General features: G+C 53.2%; 15 protein-coding genes. 2 read left to right on the forward strand and 13 right to left on the reverse strand.

The genetic code is table 11. The features are described from left to right. Positions 1–398 precede the first annotated feature (398 nt). Positions 399–1,226, reverse strand: a complete 828-nt coding sequence (locus AAAX31_RS03885; RefSeq protein ID WP_349076217.1) for a trypsin-like peptidase domain-containing protein — start codon at positions 1,224–1,226, stop codon at positions 399–401. A gap of 41 nt (positions 1,227–1,267) precedes the next feature. Continuing rightward, positions 1,268–2,713: a DUF3800 domain-containing protein gene (locus AAAX31_RS03890; protein WP_349076218.1), complete on the reverse strand. Its 1,446-nt coding sequence runs from the start codon at positions 2,711–2,713 to the stop codon at positions 1,268–1,270. Between the two features lie 20 nt (positions 2,714–2,733). Here AAAX31_RS03890 and AAAX31_RS03895 point away from each other — a divergent pair, with 20 nt between their 5' ends. Then, positions 2,734–3,252, forward strand: coding sequence for a hypothetical protein (locus tag AAAX31_RS03895; protein WP_349076220.1), 519 nt, complete (start codon positions 2,734–2,736; stop codon positions 3,250–3,252). Positions 3,253–3,442: 190 nt separating this feature from the next. Continuing rightward, complete coding sequence (locus AAAX31_RS03900) at positions 3,443–5,833, forward strand: DUF4214 domain-containing protein (protein ID WP_349076222.1); 2,391 nt, start codon at positions 3,443–3,445, stop codon at positions 5,831–5,833. A gap of 500 nt (positions 5,834–6,333) precedes the next feature. Here AAAX31_RS03900 and AAAX31_RS03905 read toward each other — a convergent pair whose 3' ends face one another. The 11 genes from AAAX31_RS03905 to AAAX31_RS03955 all read right to left on the reverse strand — a co-directional run bounded on the left by AAAX31_RS03905 (position 6,334) and on the right by AAAX31_RS03955 (position 18,983). Continuing rightward, positions 6,334–7,839, reverse strand: a complete 1,506-nt coding sequence (locus AAAX31_RS03905; RefSeq protein WP_349076223.1) for a sugar nucleotide-binding protein — start codon at positions 7,837–7,839, stop codon at positions 6,334–6,336. A 114-nt stretch (positions 7,840–7,953) separates the two neighbouring features. Further along, positions 7,954–8,976, reverse strand: a complete 1,023-nt coding sequence (gene rfbB / locus AAAX31_RS03910) for a dTDP-glucose 4,6-dehydratase (protein ID WP_349076224.1) — start codon at positions 8,974–8,976, stop codon at positions 7,954–7,956. Positions 8,977–8,995: 19 nt separating this feature from the next. Beyond that, positions 8,996–9,895: a glucose-1-phosphate thymidylyltransferase RfbA gene (gene rfbA / locus AAAX31_RS03915; protein WP_349076225.1), complete on the reverse strand. Its 900-nt coding sequence runs from the start codon at positions 9,893–9,895 to the stop codon at positions 8,996–8,998. 27 nt (positions 9,896–9,922) lie between these two features. Continuing rightward, positions 9,923–11,338, reverse strand: coding sequence for a hypothetical protein (locus AAAX31_RS03920; RefSeq protein WP_349076226.1), 1,416 nt, complete (start codon positions 11,336–11,338; stop codon positions 9,923–9,925). Between the two features lie 33 nt (positions 11,339–11,371). Then, entirely contained in the window at positions 11,372–12,604 is a 1,233-nt protein-coding gene (locus tag AAAX31_RS03925) for an O-antigen ligase family protein (protein ID WP_118094139.1), read from the reverse strand. Between the two features lie 9 nt (positions 12,605–12,613). Beyond that, a complete protein-coding gene (locus AAAX31_RS03930) occupies positions 12,614–13,558 on the reverse strand; it encodes a glycosyltransferase (protein ID WP_349076228.1) in 945 nt (314 codons plus the stop codon). Between the two features lie 17 nt (positions 13,559–13,575). After that, the gene (locus AAAX31_RS03935; protein WP_349076229.1) at positions 13,576–14,793 is read right to left on the reverse strand and encodes a glycosyltransferase; all 1,218 of its coding nucleotides are present in this window, start codon (positions 14,791–14,793) and stop codon (positions 13,576–13,578) included. After that, positions 14,786–15,991 (reverse strand): Coenzyme F420 hydrogenase/dehydrogenase, beta subunit C-terminal domain, encoded by a 1,206-nt coding sequence (locus tag AAAX31_RS03940; protein WP_349076230.1) that lies wholly within the window; start codon positions 15,989–15,991, stop codon positions 14,786–14,788. Before AAAX31_RS03940 ends, AAAX31_RS03935 begins: the two co-directional genes overlap by 8 nt. Positions 15,992–16,002: 11 nt before the next feature. After that, on the reverse strand, positions 16,003–17,121 hold the full coding sequence (locus AAAX31_RS03945; RefSeq protein WP_349076231.1) for a polysaccharide pyruvyl transferase family protein: 1,119 nt from the start codon (positions 17,119–17,121) through the stop codon (positions 16,003–16,005). Then, positions 17,121–18,230 (reverse strand): glycosyltransferase family 1 protein, encoded by a 1,110-nt coding sequence (locus tag AAAX31_RS03950; protein ID WP_349076232.1) that lies wholly within the window; start codon positions 18,228–18,230, stop codon positions 17,121–17,123. The genes AAAX31_RS03945 and AAAX31_RS03950 overlap by 1 nt, the downstream gene beginning before the upstream one ends. Then, positions 18,231–18,983: a sugar transferase gene (locus AAAX31_RS03955; RefSeq protein ID WP_349076233.1), complete on the reverse strand. Its 753-nt coding sequence runs from the start codon at positions 18,981–18,983 to the stop codon at positions 18,231–18,233. Positions 18,984–19,029 lie beyond the last annotated feature (46 nt).

Genomic DNA, 19,029 nt, shown 5'->3' on the forward strand with positions numbered 1-19,029 from the left:
CCAACTTTCTCGACACTACCTCTGCGCCAACTGGCTCTTGCCGATCTTCTGAATGTTCACGGTGCGAGAGAGACATCGTTGACAATACTGTCGTGATTACCGGACGAATGATCGATTAGTTCAGGTGGCCGACGGCTGGATCGGCATCGTGCGAGATGACCGCTTTGGACGATCACTAAATAGGAATAGCGCTCTGGAAATGACATCTCCCCACACGGACCCGTGCGGTCATATCAAGTATGCTGTAAAGAAATCATCAAAAAAGAGGACCGACGCATCAGCCCTCTTCAAGTATCGCCCGAGGGCATACAGCACAAATTGGGAATGATATTTACGATTTGACACTCAGCACCCATACAGAAAAGGTCTTAAACCGACGCAAACAAACTAGATGGAATTTAGCCCTCGGCTATGTTCCACAAAACCACCCCAAGCTCCTCTAGCTTCTTTGACTTAATAACGTTTCCCAAGTTCACCATAATGTCGGTGGAAGAAACTAACTGTTGGGTCGTGGGAATATCTATAACAGCAATTTCACCACTTGCATGTTGCACCGGCCCCGAAAATAAAACTCCGAGAAATTTAAATCGCCGCTGGCCAAGATTCATCGCCCCGTCTTCGACATATGGCCCATTATCCAGCAGAAATACGGGCGACCCGCTCGACCCAGGAAAACAAGCGCAATCTATCATAAATTGAGGCAAGCCGTTGAAATCGTATTTTGGATGGGTGGCCGTCATGCCTTTGCGCATAAGTGGGGCATTGTGCACTTCATCAATAAGACCGATCGGATAACCAATCATAATGACATCTTCAAAAGGACTTAGCTTATTAAGTTCAGCTTGAGAAGGGATAAGACTTTCGTCAACGGAAACATGATGAGCATAGGGGTCATGTTTAAGCATTCGTTCGATAACACCCTGAAGCGGAAGCGCACAAAGATCTATAGAATTATCGGGGTGCCCAACCCAAACGTCCTCACCATCACCGATGGCAACGTTAAACGAACGACGCTCACTAATGTCGCCCTCGCGATGAACGTACGGAACCGAGAGGAGTGTTCTAGACGCTCCGCTTACCACATGCTTATTGGTAATAAGCACTGGAAGCGTTGTAGCACCTTTAGAATAAGTGAAAATAAAGCCGCTCCCCCGAGACAATCCCCCGTCAGTGAGTTCGCAGCGCACCTGCACCGTAATGTACATTAGCTTTTCTGTAAGATCCACTATGTCGTCCTTCTTAAGCTCTTAGGGACAGGAGCCCCTAACTATAGAAAATCAGCTCTAAATCTGCCTTCGAAATACTGAAACCTCACCTTTCCAGGAAACAATATATCTTTAAAAACAACATTGGAAAGCACCATACTGACCCAGCCAGAAAGGTCAGCAGGCAATACATAGGCATTTTCACGTCCATTCTCAGATATCAGAGCCATTGGGGCACCATCTTCGCCAAACATAACATCCATCACCATATAGGTTCTGGGCCGATCGGTGATCCTAAGACGGGGGCGAAATAAGATTTTAGGATCGCTCAAATCGCCCGTATACAAAGGGTCATCGCTTAGCACTTGAAAATGCTCCGAAAGACTCTGGCAGCAGAAGGTGTTAAATCTTTCCGCATTATTAGCGCTAAGCTCGCGGAGCTGAGCGGCGCTATCAAAATTATTGAAGTACTTTAGCAGCGCAATTAAAACGACAAGATCATCAGAGAAACCGCTTCCATAAACCTTGTACCAGCATTTATCATACTGAATCAACACTCGACATAACTTTTTGTATAGTTCGAGGCGCTCATCATTTAGGTTGAACCACTCCACACCAAAAAGGTTCTTTTTAATCTCATCTTCTCGCGACTGATAGGTCAGTTCATCGCGAATAGCTTTCATGAGTTTTGCCACTATTCCTGCAAGCATGTCAGCCATTCTGACACCGAAGCACTCAGAAGAATCCGCTTCACGCACCCCATCAAAGCCAAGCCGTTCTGCAGCAGCTCTAGTATTCTCTTCTTGATCAATGATAAGCGTGCAGTTATCGATCTCATTATGCTCGCTCAGATATAGTCCGAATCCCGCAAGAGGCGAATAGTATTCCCACTGATAATCATCCAGTGGCATCACGTGGTCCATAACTTCCAAAATCGATCTGAATTGATCCATTTCGGTCCACTTAAGTTCGGGATTCGCTTTGTCATCTTCGATTCTATTTAGGAGAAAGTCCCGTAAAGCGTCTAATAAATCGTCGGGCGATTTATATATCGATTCAACAACTTCATTAGGTCTATATTGAACTAACAGCTTTGCAAGAGAGTATTTCATCAGATCGGCATTAAAGCAGGGCTGGTTTTGATATTGGCTGAACAGTCTATCAACAAGCAATTCGACCTTACTTGAGAAGGAACAATAGACATACATTTCTTCATCAAACAGGTCGAGATAATCACTGATCAAACGCGCGTTATGTTGAGATAGAGATTTAAATCCATATTTGAACTGGCTCCTTTTAAGACAAGTGCTCTTTAACTCTTTAGCGTTTGGAGAAAGATACTTTTTCTCGAATTCACAATACTGGGCAGCTAAATCGGACTCCCGTTGAGAATCCCACCCTACTATTGCAACAACAAATCCATCATAGAATTCATCAGCTTTGATGGTCTCGAGATTGAGTAAGCGGCTATGCTGGCTTTCGTCGTAGTAGAAATTGTAATCAGACATCCGTGATCAATCTCCGATCCATGAATGAACAGCGCACCGATAGCAAACACAAACGTTCGTTGCATTTATTAATTGCCACCAATTATATTGTCTTAATTAATTATGCAAACATAACATCCCAGAGAAGTACGGCCCCTCTGGTATGCCTCTACGGATATGCTTGCCTACAGTACGACAGCTTCGCGAGCCTCGCCGACAGACACATCGCCGATGACGGAAGCATCTACGCCCACGGCCCTATCTCCTACGGCGTCCCCGGGCCAAAACTGATCCGCGAGATCTTTGAGGGCATCCCGCACAATCTCGTTATCAAAACGCCTAAATACGCATATCAGCAGGAGTATCGAATCATCGGATTGCGACCGGTCGAATGTCGCCTTTTACCAGACGAGAATCACCCTGGCTGCAGAATTGAAAAATACGGCCATGCAGAGCTTGAACTATGCAGCGGCCTCGCAGACTTTTCCTGGAAGGTCTCGGTGCCGAGTCTCGAGGAAGCGGAAGTCGGCCTCATGTTGAAGCTGCCGCATCGCGTGTAGTCAACCCAGCTCGGGTCAGGGCGCCGTCGAGGACTAAAACTGGCCCGCTCTCTCCCCCTCCCCAACATTCCCCAGAAAGTTCGCTGATGTTGACTGGGATTCCCGTAAAATAAACCCCAACAAATATGTGCGGAGTGCTGGCCTGGAGCCGCCTTCGGACCCTATTGGCTGCTCACCGAGAGGCTCCGCTATGAAACGACCCCTTTACTACCTGCTCTGTGCGATCGCGTGCACGTCCATGGTCGGCGCGACGCTGCCTATGCCAGCCATCGCAGAAGCCATGCAGCCTCGAACAACAGCCGAGCAGCAGGCGCAAGCCGACGCCACGAGCAGCGACACAGGCAAGGCTGACGTCGGCACCAACACAAATTCGGCAGCAGATACCGTAGAGAACGGCACCGCAACGTCCACCGGCACCAGCGCCGTCAACACGGAAAGCGCCGACGGCACCACCGCCGCAACCGACACGGCCACCACAGCCCCCACCCCATCCCTCCGAGCCCAGACCAACCCCACGCCCACCGCAATCTCCACCACGTCACAAACCACCTACGCCCACTCCGCCACGGCAAGCCAAAACGGCGTCACCTTCACCGTCTCGTGGAACGACGCCCCCGTGGGCGCCGCGACAACCTTCCACGTAACCCAAGCCAACGGCTCGTCCCAGGCCAAGGCGCGCATGGACGTGCCCACCTATTGGGACGGCGGCAGCCAGGAAAGCGTTTGCGACCCGTCGCGCCCGGCATGGGCCAGCTACTACAGCCTGGGCACCGCGGGCCACGATTTTACCTTTGACTTCACGGCATCGGGCACGTACCGCATCTACTTCTACTTTATGGACAACGACAGAAATGACCCCCACAACGACAAGGGAATCTACTACCTGCGCACCACGGCGGAGGTGACCGTAAACGACGCCGCCCGCCCAAGCGTCACGCAGATCGTCAACAACGCCGTGGCTCAGTGCAGGCAACAGACAAACGGCTCGGAATACGACATGGCTCTATGGCTCCACGACTGGACGCTCGACCAGCTAGAGTACGACCACGGCCTCAACTGGTGCTCGGCCGAAAGCGGCCTCACGCGCCACCAGGGCACCTGCGAGAGCTACCAGCGCATCTATTCCAAGCTCCTTGACGCAGCGGGCATCGCCAACGGCCGCATCACCGGCAACGGCCACACCTGGAACGCCGTAAAGATCGACGGCAAATGGTGCCAGATGGACCTAACCTGGGACGACACCAGTGACAACTGGTACGGAGACCTGGACCAGCGCCATCTGTACTTTGGCCTGACCGACGAGCTCATGGCAATCGCCCACTCCGACCACACGGCAAACTACCAAAAGGGAGACTACGCCTACCGCTCGACCGACCTAAGCAACAACCGCTTCGTGCGCAACGGGAAGGCCGACGAGTGGGCAGAAGCATACGCCGAGCGCATACAGCAGCATCTGGATGCTAGGGAAACCGAATTCAGCATCGATGCAGATAACCAGTCCTTCCCACCCAGCATTTCTGGCATACAAAACGGAATTGTTGCATACGCGATGAACCAACGACAATGGAGCACGACCGACGGTACCGTCACACTCACGACAGCATCGAACGTCACCAGAGTTTCGAGCTACGAATGGTCGGCGAAGTTCGACTTCGAGGTAGAGTATCCCGCCCCCGCTCCGATAGCCGACGTTTCTCAGGCAGATATAGCCGTTGCTGACGTGAAGTACACCGGGGAAGCTATGGAACCAGCTACGACCGTAGATCTCAACGGTATCGCTCTCAAGCAGGGGATAGACTACATAGCAACCTATTCCGACAACGTAACACCGGGGACGGCCGAGGTCGCCATTTACGGCATCGGCAACTACACTGGGACAATACGAAAAACGTTCGAGATAAGAGCATCGGATGTTATGACCGAATTCGTCTCGGGGCTATACGCTGGAGGCGCGAACCGGAGAGCGGACGCCGACGGCTTTGCCTATTGGCTGTACATAACGAAAAAGCTGGGCTACGAGAACGCCGCAGTTTGTTTCCTTTCTTCCTCTGAAGTCGCCAACAGATCACAAACCAGCGAAGCGTTGATATCAGTTGTTATCAGCGCTTTGCTTGGACGGGAAGCCGATGCCAACGAGAAGGCCCGTTGGACATCTTCACTCGAACGCGGTACGACGCCATCCGATTTTGTCAGAACCATCACGAGCTCGCGTGAATTTGTCTTGAACCATCCATCCATCACTGTCGAGGAATTCGTCGAGAATATGTACAGGGAAGCCCTCGGTAGGCCCAGCGACAAAGAGGGATTCGCCTACTGGACCTCGGCCATTGTAGACCAAACATCCGCGAGAAACGCGATAGAGGCTGCCTTCGCGTCAACCGAATTCAGCCTTGGTTGCTTGAACCCAGAGGAGACGGTACGAAGGATTTACCGCTCTGCACTGCTGCGCGAGCCGGACAAGGGCGGACTAGAGTACTACTCAGGCTTGATCGAAAATGGAGCGACTCCCTTGGACATCGCCAGACAGGCGACGTGCTCACAAGAATTCGAGATGGTCTGCACAAAATGCGGACTCCGCTAGTATGACGAGTCATGACGCGTTGGTGTCAAATTGAATTCGATAAGAAGGATGGGCGTGAGAATATACGCCATCGATATCCCTCCACATTTATTCAAAAAGCCCAAGATATCAATTCAAATTACCCAATTACATGAGGGATATTAGTCTTCCTAGATTTCGAAATGGCATGGTATGTTCATAAAATAGCCTCAGTCCTGCAGGCATTCTCCATGTCGACGGAAGAAGGCTGATTTAGGGCAAGCATTGTCCGAAGCGCCCTGCCTGCAGCATGCCACAGGCAGGGCGCTCAAGGTCATCGAAAGAAAGCGATTGGCGCAATCCTAAGGGCGAGGTTCCGTACGTCATGTAGGTGATCGACCACATATAGTGGATTCCTAGCCCTCCCGAAGCTACCTTGACCTGGCCAAATCCATTATCTGAATTCAGAATTAAGAATCGACAGGACTACAGGAAAACCCTTCTGCAATCTAGTGGCAGAATACAGAAAATTGACTGGTCTCTTATTGGACCGGACGCACAGGGCTTATGGAGGGCATATAACGCTCCATTAGCTCTTCCTCCCAATCGCAAGGAACAAAACCCACGCCTTCGAGTTTCAGAAGACATAGCGCCGAGCAAATCGGCCTAGACGCGACGGAGCCTTTAGCGCCAGCATAGTACTCCTCAGTGCTCACAGGCTTGACGGCGCTCGCATTGCCATTGCGCAACTCGAACACCCTCGCGGCGATGTCAGCCCATGAGGCAACCTTGCCGGAGCCCGTCAGGTTGTAGGTGCCGGGCTCGCAGGGGCAGCTAGGCTCCTTGTCGCCATCGCGGTAGCCTAGCAACCAGAATATGCCCTCGGCCATATCGCGGGTGAAGGTGAGGCGCCCGAGCTGGTCATCCACGACGGTTACCTGGTTAAGCGCGTCGCCAGGGTCGGCACAGCGGTCGGAGAGCGCCGCCATCGTGCGCACGAAGTTCTTGCCATCGCCGATCACCCAGCTCGAGCGCACGATATAGTGCTTAGGGCACCCGCCCACGGCGATGTCGCCGGCGGCCTTGGTCTGGCCGTAGACGGACAGCGGGGAGAAGGGCTCGTCCTCTGTGTGGACCTCGGCGGTGCCGTCGAAGACGTAGTCGGAGGACACGTGGACCAGAGTGATACCGTGCCCGGCGCAGGTGCGGGCGAGCAGCGCCGGGCCGGTGGCGTTGGCCTTCCAGGCGGCGGCGCGGCCCCCGGGGGTCTCCGCCCTGTCGACCGCCGTGTAGGCGCCGCAGTTGATCACGGTGCCGTAGAGCGACCAGTCGTACTGCGCGTAGGCCGCCGGGTCGGACATGTCGAAGGTGTCGATGTCGCAGAAGTCGAAGTCCTTCGCCACGCCGCGCTCCTCGGCGAGCGCGCGCACCGCACGGCCCAGCTGGCCGTTGCAGCCGGTGACGAGGGTGCGCTTCGGCGCCATGGGGGTGACGTCCCCGAGCATCGGGTGGTTGAGGTCGGCCTCGGAGACGGTGGCCTCGGCCAGCGGGATCGGCCACTCGATGGCGAGCTCGGGGTCCGCGAGGTTCACGAAGGTGTAGGTCCTCTTCAGCTCGAGCGACCAGTGGGCGTCCACCAGGTAGGTGTAGGCGGTGCCGTCCTCCAGGGCCTGGAAGGAGTTGCCAACGCCGCGCGGGACGTAGATGGCCTTCGACGGGTCGAGCGTGCAGGTGTAGACCTTGCCGTAGGTGGCGCTGCCCTCGCGCAGGTCCACCCACGCGCCGAAGACCGAGCCGCGGGCGACGGAGATGAACTTGTCCCAGGGCTCGGCGTGGATGCCGCGGGTGACGCCCCTCCTCTCGTTGTAGGAGACGTTGTTCTGGACGACGCGGAGGTCGGGGATGCCCAGGGCGGTCATCTTGGCGCGCTGCCAGTTCTCCTTGAACCAGCCGCGCGAGTCGCCGTGGACGGCCAGATCGACGACCTTCAGGCCCCCGATGCCGGTCTCGGTGACGGAGAGGTCCTTCTCGAATGCGATGTCTGCCATGTGGGAAAAGCTCCTATCGACGATGTTCAGGTTGCGGGCGCGCCGGGCGGGCCGCAGGATCATCCCCATGCCCTGCGGTCCGCCCGGCGCGCCCCGTAAGGGCACTCGGGCGGCCTACTGCCCCTGCGCGCGGTAGCGGGCCTCGGTGGCCTCCTTGGCGGGGCGCCACCAGGACTCGTTCTCGACGTACCAGTCGATGGTGGCCTTGAGCCCCTCGGCGAAATCGGTGTGGGCCGGCCTCCAGCCCAGCTCGCGCTGCAGCTTCGTGCTGTCGATGGCGTAGCGGCGGTCGTGGCCGGGGCGGTCGGCGACCCAGTCGAAGTCCTCGGGGTCGCGGCCCATGGCCTCGAGGATCATGCGCAGGACCGTGATGTTGTCCCTCTCGCCGTCGGCTCCGATGAGGTAGGTCTCCCCCGTGCGGCCCTTGGTCAGGATGTCCCAGACGGCCGAGGAGTGGTCCTCGGTGTGGATCCAGTCGCGGACGTTCTCGCCGCGGCCGTAGAGCTTGGGACGGACGCCGTCGACGATGTTCGTGATCTGCCTGGGGATGAACTTCTCCACGTGCTGGTAGGGGCCGTAGTTGTTGGAGCAGTTGGAGATCGTGGCGCGCAGGCCGTAGGTGCGGGTCCAGGCGCGCACGAGCATGTCGGAGCTGGCCTTGGTCGAGCTGTACGGGGAGCTCGGCTTGTATGGCGTCTCCTCGGTGAACTTCGCGGGGTCGTCGAGCGCCAGGTCGCCGTAGACCTCGTCGGTGGAGACGTGGTGGTAGCGGACGCCATATTTGCGGACGGCCTCCAGCAGGCGGAAGGTGCCCTCCACGTTGGTGCGCAGGAACGGCTCCGGGTCGGCGATGGAGTTGTCGTTGTGGCTCTCGGCGGCGTAGTGCACGATGGCGTCGTGGCCCGGGACGATGCGGTCCAAAAGCTCGGCGTCGCAGATGTCGCCCACGACGAGCTCCACGCGGTCGGAGGGCAGCCCGGCGATGTTCTCGGGGTTGCCGGCGTAGGTCAGCTTGTCCAGGACGGTGACGTGCACGTCGGGGTGGTTGTTGACCACGTAGTGGACGAAGTTGCTGCCGATGAAGCCGCAGCCGCCCGTGACGATGATGTTCCTGGGGGAGAAGGTCTCCTCTGCCATGTTCGTATCTCCTTGTTTCCTAGTACTCGCGCGGGCTGTTGACGATCTCGCCGGCGGCGACCTTCTTGAGGTGCTGCCCGTAGACCGACTTGCCGTAGGCCTCGGCGGCCTGCTTGAGCCCCTCGGTGGTGATCCAGCCGTTCTCCCAGGCGATCTCCTCGGGCACGGACACGGGAAGGTCCTGGGAGTGCTCCACGGCGCGGACGAACTCCGCGGCCTCGTGGAGTGACTCCATGGTGCCGGTGTCCAGCCACGCGTAGCCGCGGCCGAGGGTGACGACGGACAGCGTCCCCTCCCCCAGGTACATCCGGTTGAGGTCGGTGATCTCCAGCTCGCCGCGGGCCGACGGCTTCACCTTGTGTGCCTTGGCGGCCACGTCGCCCGGGTAGAAGTACAGGCCGGTGACGGCGTAGGAGCTCTTGGGCTCGGCGGGCTTCTCCTCGATGGAGACGGCCCTCCCCTCGCGGTCGAACTCCACGACGCCGAAGCGCTCGGGGTCGTCCACGTGGTAGCCGAAGACCGTGGCGCGGCCTGACTCTGCGTTCTGCACGGCGCGCGTCAGGTGGCAGCTGAGGCCGTTGCCGTAGAAGATGTTGTCACCGAGCACCAGGGCGCACGGCTCGCCGGCGATGAAGTCCTCGTCGATGGTGAAGGCCTGAGCCAGGCCGTCGGGGCTGGGCTGCTCGGCGTAGGACAGGTTCACGCCGTAGCGCGAGCCGTCCCCGAGCAGGCGCTCGAAGTTGGGCAGGTCGGTCGGGGTGGAGATGACCAGGATGTCCCGGATGCCCGCCAGCATGAGGGTGGACAGCGGGTAGTAGATCATGGGCTTGTCGTAGACCGGAAGCAGCTGCTTGGAGGTCACGAGCGTGAGCGGGTACAGGCGGGTGCCTGACCCGCCAGCGAGGATGATGCCTTTCATATTAAAATCCAATCCATTTTGATGTAGCTATCGCTGCTTCTTAAGTTTGGTCAAACATGAAGCAACGCTTTTCAGCGCAGAATGATTGAGCAAGAGATAGCCAACGTAGACTAATGCATACAGAATCGCCGCAGTTCCACCAGATAAAAGCTCAGCGAACAAGACGAAAGCGACTGTAAGCAGGATCTCCTGAAACGGCCTAGTTGAACCCGGGGCGCAAAGCTGTTCGTTCAGATAGAGCTCGGACCACAACGACCTGCCAATAATGCAGATAACGGCGCCACACAGGACGGCGTCGAGCGAGTTAAGGACAAGAACACCGAATATCGAAAAAACAGCGCTACAAATAACAGTGACGATATTCAACTTCAGGAGCAGCTGTTCTTTACGAAGTACCTTGAAATAGGTAGTACAGCAAAGGCTCATCTTTGTATTGAAGACGCATATCGGAAGTAAGAGCGCAAAGTATTTGAGGCTTTCGGCATATTGAGGAAGCCATATCCCCAAAAACCAAACCATAGGGAAATAGAGTAAATAGATCGCAGGGAAAATAAGCTCGATAGAATTCCTTATGCCAATGTAAAAACGAACCCTCTCATCTTCAGAGCCTGTCCTAAGGGCAGGAAATAAAACCATACTCGCCTGTGAGACGAAGGTGATGAAGAAATTCACCAGAGAGAGGGAGAACGAAATTTTTGCAAAGGCGACGATACCCCAAAAATGATCGATAAGAAACCTAGATACCCCGAGGATTAGTGTGTCGGCGATGTTCGCAATCATCAGCTTCACGCCGACGATGATACTGCGGATGCCGTCCTTAAGCGAATTGCCAAAAGACACTGATTTAGCGCGTAGGATATCCCTGCCCATCCAAGAGCAATATATGAGCGCAATAATTTTCGAAACGAGATACGCGTAGACATAGGGATGGTAGTCCGAAACCTTAAATCCAATTAAAACAAGGAGCGGAGCCAGAAACACCAGCCTGTCTAGCATTGTAGAAAACGAAAAAAGCTTAGTTTCGTTCATGGCCTGAAAGACAAAGCCCAAATAACTTGTCAGGTTATATACGACGGTGTAAAGCGCGAAAGACGCGATAACAAATAACCGATTTGCATCATCGACGAGAGGCAGCGAAGCCAAAGTGATGCCGAGGCAAATCACTGCCTGGAAACAAGCACCGAAGATATACTGGGATTTGATTGAGCTCTTATCGATTTCATCACGAGAGAGACCCCCGTTAATCAGGTAGACACCATCATTCAGGCCAAGGTGAAAAAAGCCGGAATAGGTCGTATAAAACATGAACAGTTGCCAGTATCCATAATCAGCAACGCCAACGATTTTCGGCACGAGCAGCGACATGACGACACTGACCGATAGAGAAATAAACTGTGCAGCAAACGCAATCATAGTGTTGCGTGCGATAGACGAATAATTCATTCAACCTCGTTTGTTTAAACTAGCAACCTTGATTTATTCAGAAATCAAAATAGGGCCTGACTCGCACAAATCTGAATACCGAGCACTCGTTCTACCCAGAACGAGTCCACAGGAAACAAACAAGATGACCGTTGGCACCCACCAACCAAGCTCGCAATAAAACATGAGCTCCGCGCAGCATATACAGGAAACGGAAAATAGTACTTGATCGAGTTCGCAACCCGACCTGAACGAACCGATGCCAGCGGAAATTAGCAAGAATACAAAACTACAAATTCCAAGAAAACCATATTCATACAGCATTGCAAGGAAACCATTATCCACCGTTGAAAAACCGCTAATTTCAACCGTCGTGCCCAGCATAGTCATGCGACTACTGCCATAACCATTTCCAGTAAGCCAAAACAGCGGCCTGCTTAAAAAGCTATGAATAATATAGGCAATGGCTCCGGAACGCTGGCTATATGAAACATCAGTTTCAAGCTCACCAAATCGAGAAGCCACAAAGTTAAACAGTCCAAACTTGTAGAGAATGAAAACGAGTAGCAATACAGCTGGAACTAAAAGCGCAATTAAATTCCATTTAGAATACTCGGGGTTCTTTAGGCGAAAGATCAGGTACACCGATGCTAAAGCAATGAGAATAATCCACGCGCTACGACTCTTTGTCAGAAGCAGAGCGACCAAAAGAACTACAGAGTATAAGAGACGTTTCATCCTGCCCGTCTCCAATTTATAGTTGATTACAACAGCAATAACTATCATTTGGCCAAATACGATTGCATGACCGAAAAAACTACGCAGTCGATACAAGGATGGATTATCAATCGTTACAGTTTGCAGAAAAGAAAAGGAACCATTTGTAACTAGTCGTTGACCTAAAACAATTTCAAGGACAAAGCTAAATAGGCAGGCGAACACCATAACGTTGCGAAGCATAAGCAATGCAGACTCAACCCAGTCATCGTTCTTTACTTTACCGTAAATATAACCAAGAAGGATGCAAAAGAAATACGAGCAGACCGTAAGGAGGGATTCATTAATGCTTCGGGACGTAAACGCAATGGCAGAAAAGAAAACCATCGCGCCCATAACGACAATGGGAATAGCGTTATTTAAAAACACTTTGTAGAGGCGCCCAGAAAGAACTTCTTTGAAAACGAGCAATCCTAGAACAGAAAAAAATAGTCCTTTAACGGGAGAAATGACACTTAAGATTGCGGCAAAAATCAAAATAGTGAATTCATTAGTAAATAGCTCAAGCATTCTAAACACCTACTTACTGTCACAGGAACTGATTAAGGCCTTAAAATCACCAAGCAGGGAACGATTTGACAGTTCATACTTACGGTATTTTAGAATGGTGCCTAAATCACTTATTTTTAGGCCACCTACGAGCAAGTGCAAACGGGCATTTAAAACAGAACCGTAATGCTCTATATGTGAAAAAGATATACGATAATCGCCAGGATTACTACTGCAGTATTCTTCTAAAACCTTAGAAAATCTCAAGCACATCCCTATCTCAGCAACACGAGATTTCTTGTCAATATGTCGCATCTCAGTTGCATTAGAGTCATGCCTGCGGAACCGAATCAAGGGCTGATTTAGAAGTCTGAGAGTCCCCTTCAGTAATGAGAAGCGCCATAACATACCGTCATGCGCAAAATCATCCTGCCAATATGGCATGATTTCCCTTATAAAACTAGATTTAACGGCATACGAACATCCAGGGCGCCGTACCGACATAAACTTGCTATCGAAAACCGGGGTCTCCAAATCGTCCAGAGGTTTGGAATCATCGACAGCACCATAGACTGTTACTTTTTTACCGCCGCTCTCATAAAACGGCTCGACGGCGCAGCTGAGAACCTCAATCGAGGGGTCCTTCTCGAGGATTGAGGACATCACAGCGATTTTATCGAGTTCCCAAATATCATCCTGGTCGCACGGGAAGACGATTCCATCGTCTATAGATGCAAGGTCAAGAAGCCGTTTAAAGCTCTTGCGCCAGCCGAAATTCGAGCTGTTCTTGTTGACGGTCCAATTAGCGAGCGCGTGTTCCTCGATGTATTCGCAGATGAGATCGAACGATCCATCTGTCGAGCAATCATCCGCGATCACCACCCGATCCGGAGACACGGTCTGAAGTCGCAAGCTGTCTAGCTGTTCAGTAAGATATCGTGTGCCGTTATAGACTGACATCACAACCGTAACCATTAAAAACCTTCGTCCAATTAAAGCTCAGCCATTAGCTGATCGTAAATATTGATAAGACGTTCAACATACGCGATCTTTTTGAGATGGCTAAAGTCCGCCTTCTCAACTGCCTCCCTGTAACGCGAGTAAACATCAGAATCGAGCATATTGACCATTGCGTCAGATAGCGACTCCACACTACCTGCGTTGAAGATCTCGCCGAGACCTTTTGACATCACAAAGGAGGCCGCATCGCCGACATCCGAAACAATACATGGCAGGCCGGCGGCAATCATTGCTTCATAAGCGACGAGCCCGAACGTCTCTCGACAAACAGAAGGCATGACGATAGCGCGAGATTGTTTCATGACGGAAAGAACTTCATCATGAGGCAAGGAGCCCATGAATCTGATATCTGGATAGCTATCCGACAACCTCTTCAATTCGGTACCGTCGCCAATGACGATCGCATTCACGCCCGCCCGACAGGCCGCTTCGCAAAACAAGTCACAGCCTTTCTCTGGACTTAAGCGGCCGACGAATAGGTATGCCGAAGAATCTCCTTCGGAATCATCTTGAAACTTAGCCGCATCAACATAGTTTAAGCAGTCATACCGTTCAGAATTCCACGCTAGATGAGGTTCGATCAATCGACGGCTGGAGTCGGAGACAAAGGCGACCGCCGGGCGAAGCGAGCCTAAGACATGGTTCTGCACGGAGAAACGAACGGACCGGTACAATTTTTGGGCATACGAGCGCTTGTCACAGTTGTGCAGCAGGCACTTCGGAGAACCGGGAGCGATTCCGCAGTTACAATGATTCACATAGTCGTAGAGCCCACCGTTAGAGCAAACAAGGAAGTACTCATGGGCAGTAATGAGACATTTGAAGCCCCGTCGCTCTATTGCCCTGAATATAGAGGGAGAAAGGGAATGCGTCCAAGAATGCACATGAACGACCGCCGTTTCTGGGTCAAGCTGATTGAGCAAATCATCCAGCGCCGTTTCCGAGCGTCGGTTCCAGATGCCCTGAACAGCACCAGAGACGCCACCGTTCAAGACGTCGCCCTGCCCGCAATTAACGCAAATAACCCCCGATTCGACCAAAGCCGGATCGGGATCTCCCAGCGCTGAGAAGAAATAGCTGTTAAGCCCCATCTTTGCCAATGCCGAAGCTGTCTCGATTGCGATTTTTGAAGCTCCACCCCCGATATGGGGACGGTCGCAAATCGTAATCGCTGTGGTAAGGCTACTCATGCGCGTTCCCAGGCATAATGGATCGGGCCAAACGTTTTACGCCCAACCGCATCGACGGCGGAAGCATTTTTTTCACACGGTCGAAAAGGCTCACTTTGGGAACCAAGACAGAATCAAAGATCCCCGACCCCAGTGCCTCATACTGAGCGATGACCGCATCGCGCCTCTCTTCAAGTCCTGAACGCTTATTAGGGTCTTCATGCAGGAGCACGTCATCAGCTGCGACGTCGTTGTTAGAATAGGCAACGCAATCGACTATCTCATCAATCAGCTTGGCGCCGCGCTCGGTCTTCACGATAACGGCTGAAATGCCCTTCTCAGGATACACGCAGTCTCGGGCTGACTCAGAACGCCAGGAGTCGCCGAGGATAATGTCAGCGGGACTGTCGCACCCTCTGAAGGGACAACTATAGCAAGACGATCTGCTGATCATGCCTTTGATATAGGACCCATAAAACGGGTCGAATGCGGCGGGCCTCTTTATAATCCTGCCGTCGGACAACTCAATCTTTATGTTATGGCCCCAACCGAATTTCGATTTATCTCTAAAAGTCAGTGCGGTGACATCGGACTTCTCCCGAAGCTCAAGCCAGTCAACATAGGAACGAAACATGGAAGAGCTTGGTACACCGTGGCAAACAACACTGACGGTTGTCAGCCCATCCATCGGCTTACCCAAATAGAGAAGCAGCGCGGAAACCTGGCAGGGAGTACCGCTAAACAGTACATGCTTGCCGGATTTCAGATCGTTGAGCACATCGGGGTACGACTCACTCGCATCGCTCTGGACATATTTGGACTTTTGAAGGAGCGCAATATCAGAAAGATTGGATATACCGATATGCCTGACGCAATCGACACCGTCCCAAGCGGCGCCGTAAACACGCCCGCCTCCCGTAAGAACCCGCTTCGCAAGAAGGGAGAAGACGCCGCCTGACGAGCTCTGCGCGAGCTCGTCAGGGTCACCGCCCTGCAAAACAGCTGCGCGAATGACCTCCGAGTCCGTATCAACTCGGTTTTCCGCCGGACAGGAGCGCAGGCATAGGCCACAGGAAGTGCATTTGGCTGCATCCACCACGGGATAATCAAAACCATCGGGCGAAGGATGCATTTCAATAGCCGAAAAAGGGCATTTGGCCGCACATGCTCCGCATCCAAAACAGGCTTGATGAGAAATTATGGCGATGTTTTTGTTCAAGCTGACTCCCCCTATTGTTCGAGAGCATCCAAGAGCCAATTTTTCGAGAACGAGATGAGTGACTCCACATCCGACAGACGTCTTTCATACCCCTCGATTTCAGTAGCATGCATGTGGCTTTCATAGCCATCGAGTAGGCGATCTTCAGTGTTCGAGAGCCTCGCGAGACTCTCGACTCGGGAATTCTGAGAGCGTTTGTCGGTCTCCTCAAATCGCTTGAAGCAGTAATAGTCCTTGCGAAAGATTTGGGAGAACAGCGTACCGTGCAACGAATCGGTCAGCACGAACCGCGCACTCGCCAAATACGCGAGCCATTCATCGGGACCAAGCCCGTAGCGTGGATTAAGCTCCTCGTCGACTGCATTTTTACCTGAACCAACAAGCGTCACAACTTCGCAGCCGAGCTCCTTCGAAATCGAATCGACCGCTTTCCTGTAAAACGACCTATCCCCAAGAAAGTAGCAGACAATTTTACCGGGCTCAGGACATTTTCCGTCAATGAGAGGGGACCAGTCCTCCTTCGACAGAAGCAGGACAGGGTCCACGACCTGTGAGGGACGCTCAAGACCGAGTGATTCGACAAAATCCGCACCGGCATCTTCGCGAACGGATACGGAACTAAAAGATTTAAGGAGATCAGCGATGATCCTCTTCTTTCTCTCTGTGGTGTTCGTGACACCGAAGCTGGGCGCATACGCGATTCGCTTATCACTGTCGCCCAGAAAGGAGAAATAGAAATTCCTGTTCAAAAGATAAGGCGACCAAATCTGATCCGATCCACAGACGTACGCATCGTATTTCCCCCGCAAGCCGACCAGTCCGTCTGTATCGGTAATTCGTTCAGTAGTCACGATATTCTGACTCAAAAAGCGATTGAAAACGTCAGCAGTCGAGGAACCGAAGTCGTCATGCTCCTTCTTACGATTGAGCAGCTCATGCGCTTTACCGGCAAACAAATCGAAAGAATTTCGGTTAATCGCCCAGTTCAGTAGCTTTTCTTTGACGCAGGGAAGATAGTCAGCGTCAACAACATCATGACCCTCGGACTTCAAAAACTGCTGCAAGGCATAAGCCTGAAGCAACGTGCCGAAATTTTGGTTATGGAGCCACGTTAAAATACAGATTTTCATTAATTCACCGTTTCAAATAGCTTCAGGTAGTACTCTTCAAGCTTGGGCGCCGCTTTAAAGATGTCATAAGATTCAAACCCCGGAGATGAATGAGGATCGGAGCGATCAAGGACATCTCTGCGAGCGGCAAGGATCGCTTTGGACCACCCCTCGACGCCCATACTCAACGGAACGAAGCTGCACCGACTGGATAACGCAACATCGTTGGGGACCCTTTCAGAGCAGATGCACGGGAGGCCGGAAGCCTGGGCCTCAATCGCGACCATTCCGAGGCCCTCGTACAGGCTGGGGAGCACGAATAAATCGAGCGACTGATAGACGTCCTGCACATCAGAAATCTGGCCGAGAAAACGCACCGCCGAGGCAATGCCAAGTGAGCATGCCTTTTCCTCCGCTTGAGGTCTCAGTTTTCCATCGCCGCAGACGACAAGGATGGAATCAGGATTCTGAGCATGCACTGCCTTGAAAACATCAAGCAAAAACAGCTGGTTCTTCTGAGAGATGAACCTACCGATATTCCCCAATACCAGCGTATCGTCCTTCGCTCCGAGCTCAGCACGTCGCTCGTCCCTAATCGATCGATTGAAAGAAAAGTTGTTCAAATCGATAGCATTATTAAAAACAGTAAAACGGGATGAACCGAACAGCCATTTTCCAGCATGCTCGGTGCAGGCTGCCAAATCAGTCGGATACCTTGTTGAGAACAGCTTCAAAGAGCCTTTGATGACATTTTTAGCAAACTCCCCCTTTCCGCTTGTAGAGTGGCTGTGGGCTATACGCACAGGTATGCCCGCCTTCTTAGCAGCGCGAAGCGGAAAGACAGAAAGCGCATTGATATGGCTGTGCACAATCTTCCAGTTCTCTTCCTTAAAGAGGCGCTGAAGCTCTCGCTGGTATTCGACAACATGCTGGTAGGGAGGAATCTCAAAAACCCTGCCACCTAAAGATTCAATCTCCTCGCGGGGAACAAGCGTCGAATCGGAATCGACAAGAAAATCGAACTGCACTTTGCTGCGATCAATATGGCGGTAGTAATTCATGACGACGGCCTCGACGCCGCCGCCAACCATCTTGCCAACAACCTGAGCTACTCTAATCGGTTCAGCCATTTAGCAAGCACCGCCACCGGTAAAGACCTCAACGACCGTGAGGAGAACAATCTTCAGGTCCGTGATGGGACCGCGTTTGGCGATGTACTCGAGATCACGTCGAACCATGCCGTCGAAGTCGGTATCGTTGCGGTCCGTGACCTGCCACCAGCCGGTGATCCCGGGCTTAACCGCCAGACGCTGCAGGTCGAATTCTGTATACTCGGCCACCTCGTTGGGCAGCGGCGGGCGCGGGCCCACGACGGACATCTGGCCCAGGAACACGTTCACGAACTGCGGGAACTCGTCGATGGAGTGCTTACGGATGAACTTGCCGATCTTGGTGACGCGCGGGTCTTCCTTCATCTTGAACATGGCGCCGGCGATCTCGTTTCGCTCCTTGAGCTCGGCGAGGCGCTCGTCGGCGTCCCTGTACATGGAGCGGAACTTCCACATGCGGAAGGTGGTCAGGCTGCCGTCGGGGCGGGTCTGGCCAACGCGGATCTGGCTGTAGAAAGGGCTGCCCTCGCTCTCCAGGCGGATGGCGGCGGCAAGCACCAAACTCGGCACGGCAATGACGGCCAGCACGCAGCCGCTGAACACGATGTCGAACGTGCGCTTGACGGCGCGGTAGGCCAGGCGCGAGTTGTCCCAGTCCATGATGGATTGCACAGCCTTATAGCGGCCGACGCCCTCACGCTGGCTCATAGCCTGTGCAATCAGCGCCGCCCCCGCGGGCGCATTACTCTCTGTCACTTCTTTATTAGCAGTCACGATAGAACTTACGTCCCTGTCCCCAGGAACCCCCCCCCGTCCATGA

Origin of the sequence: Collinsella sp. CLA-ER-H5 (assembly GCF_040092375.1) — a bacterium.
Taxonomy (GTDB): Bacteria; Actinomycetota; Coriobacteriia; order Coriobacteriales; family Coriobacteriaceae; genus Collinsella.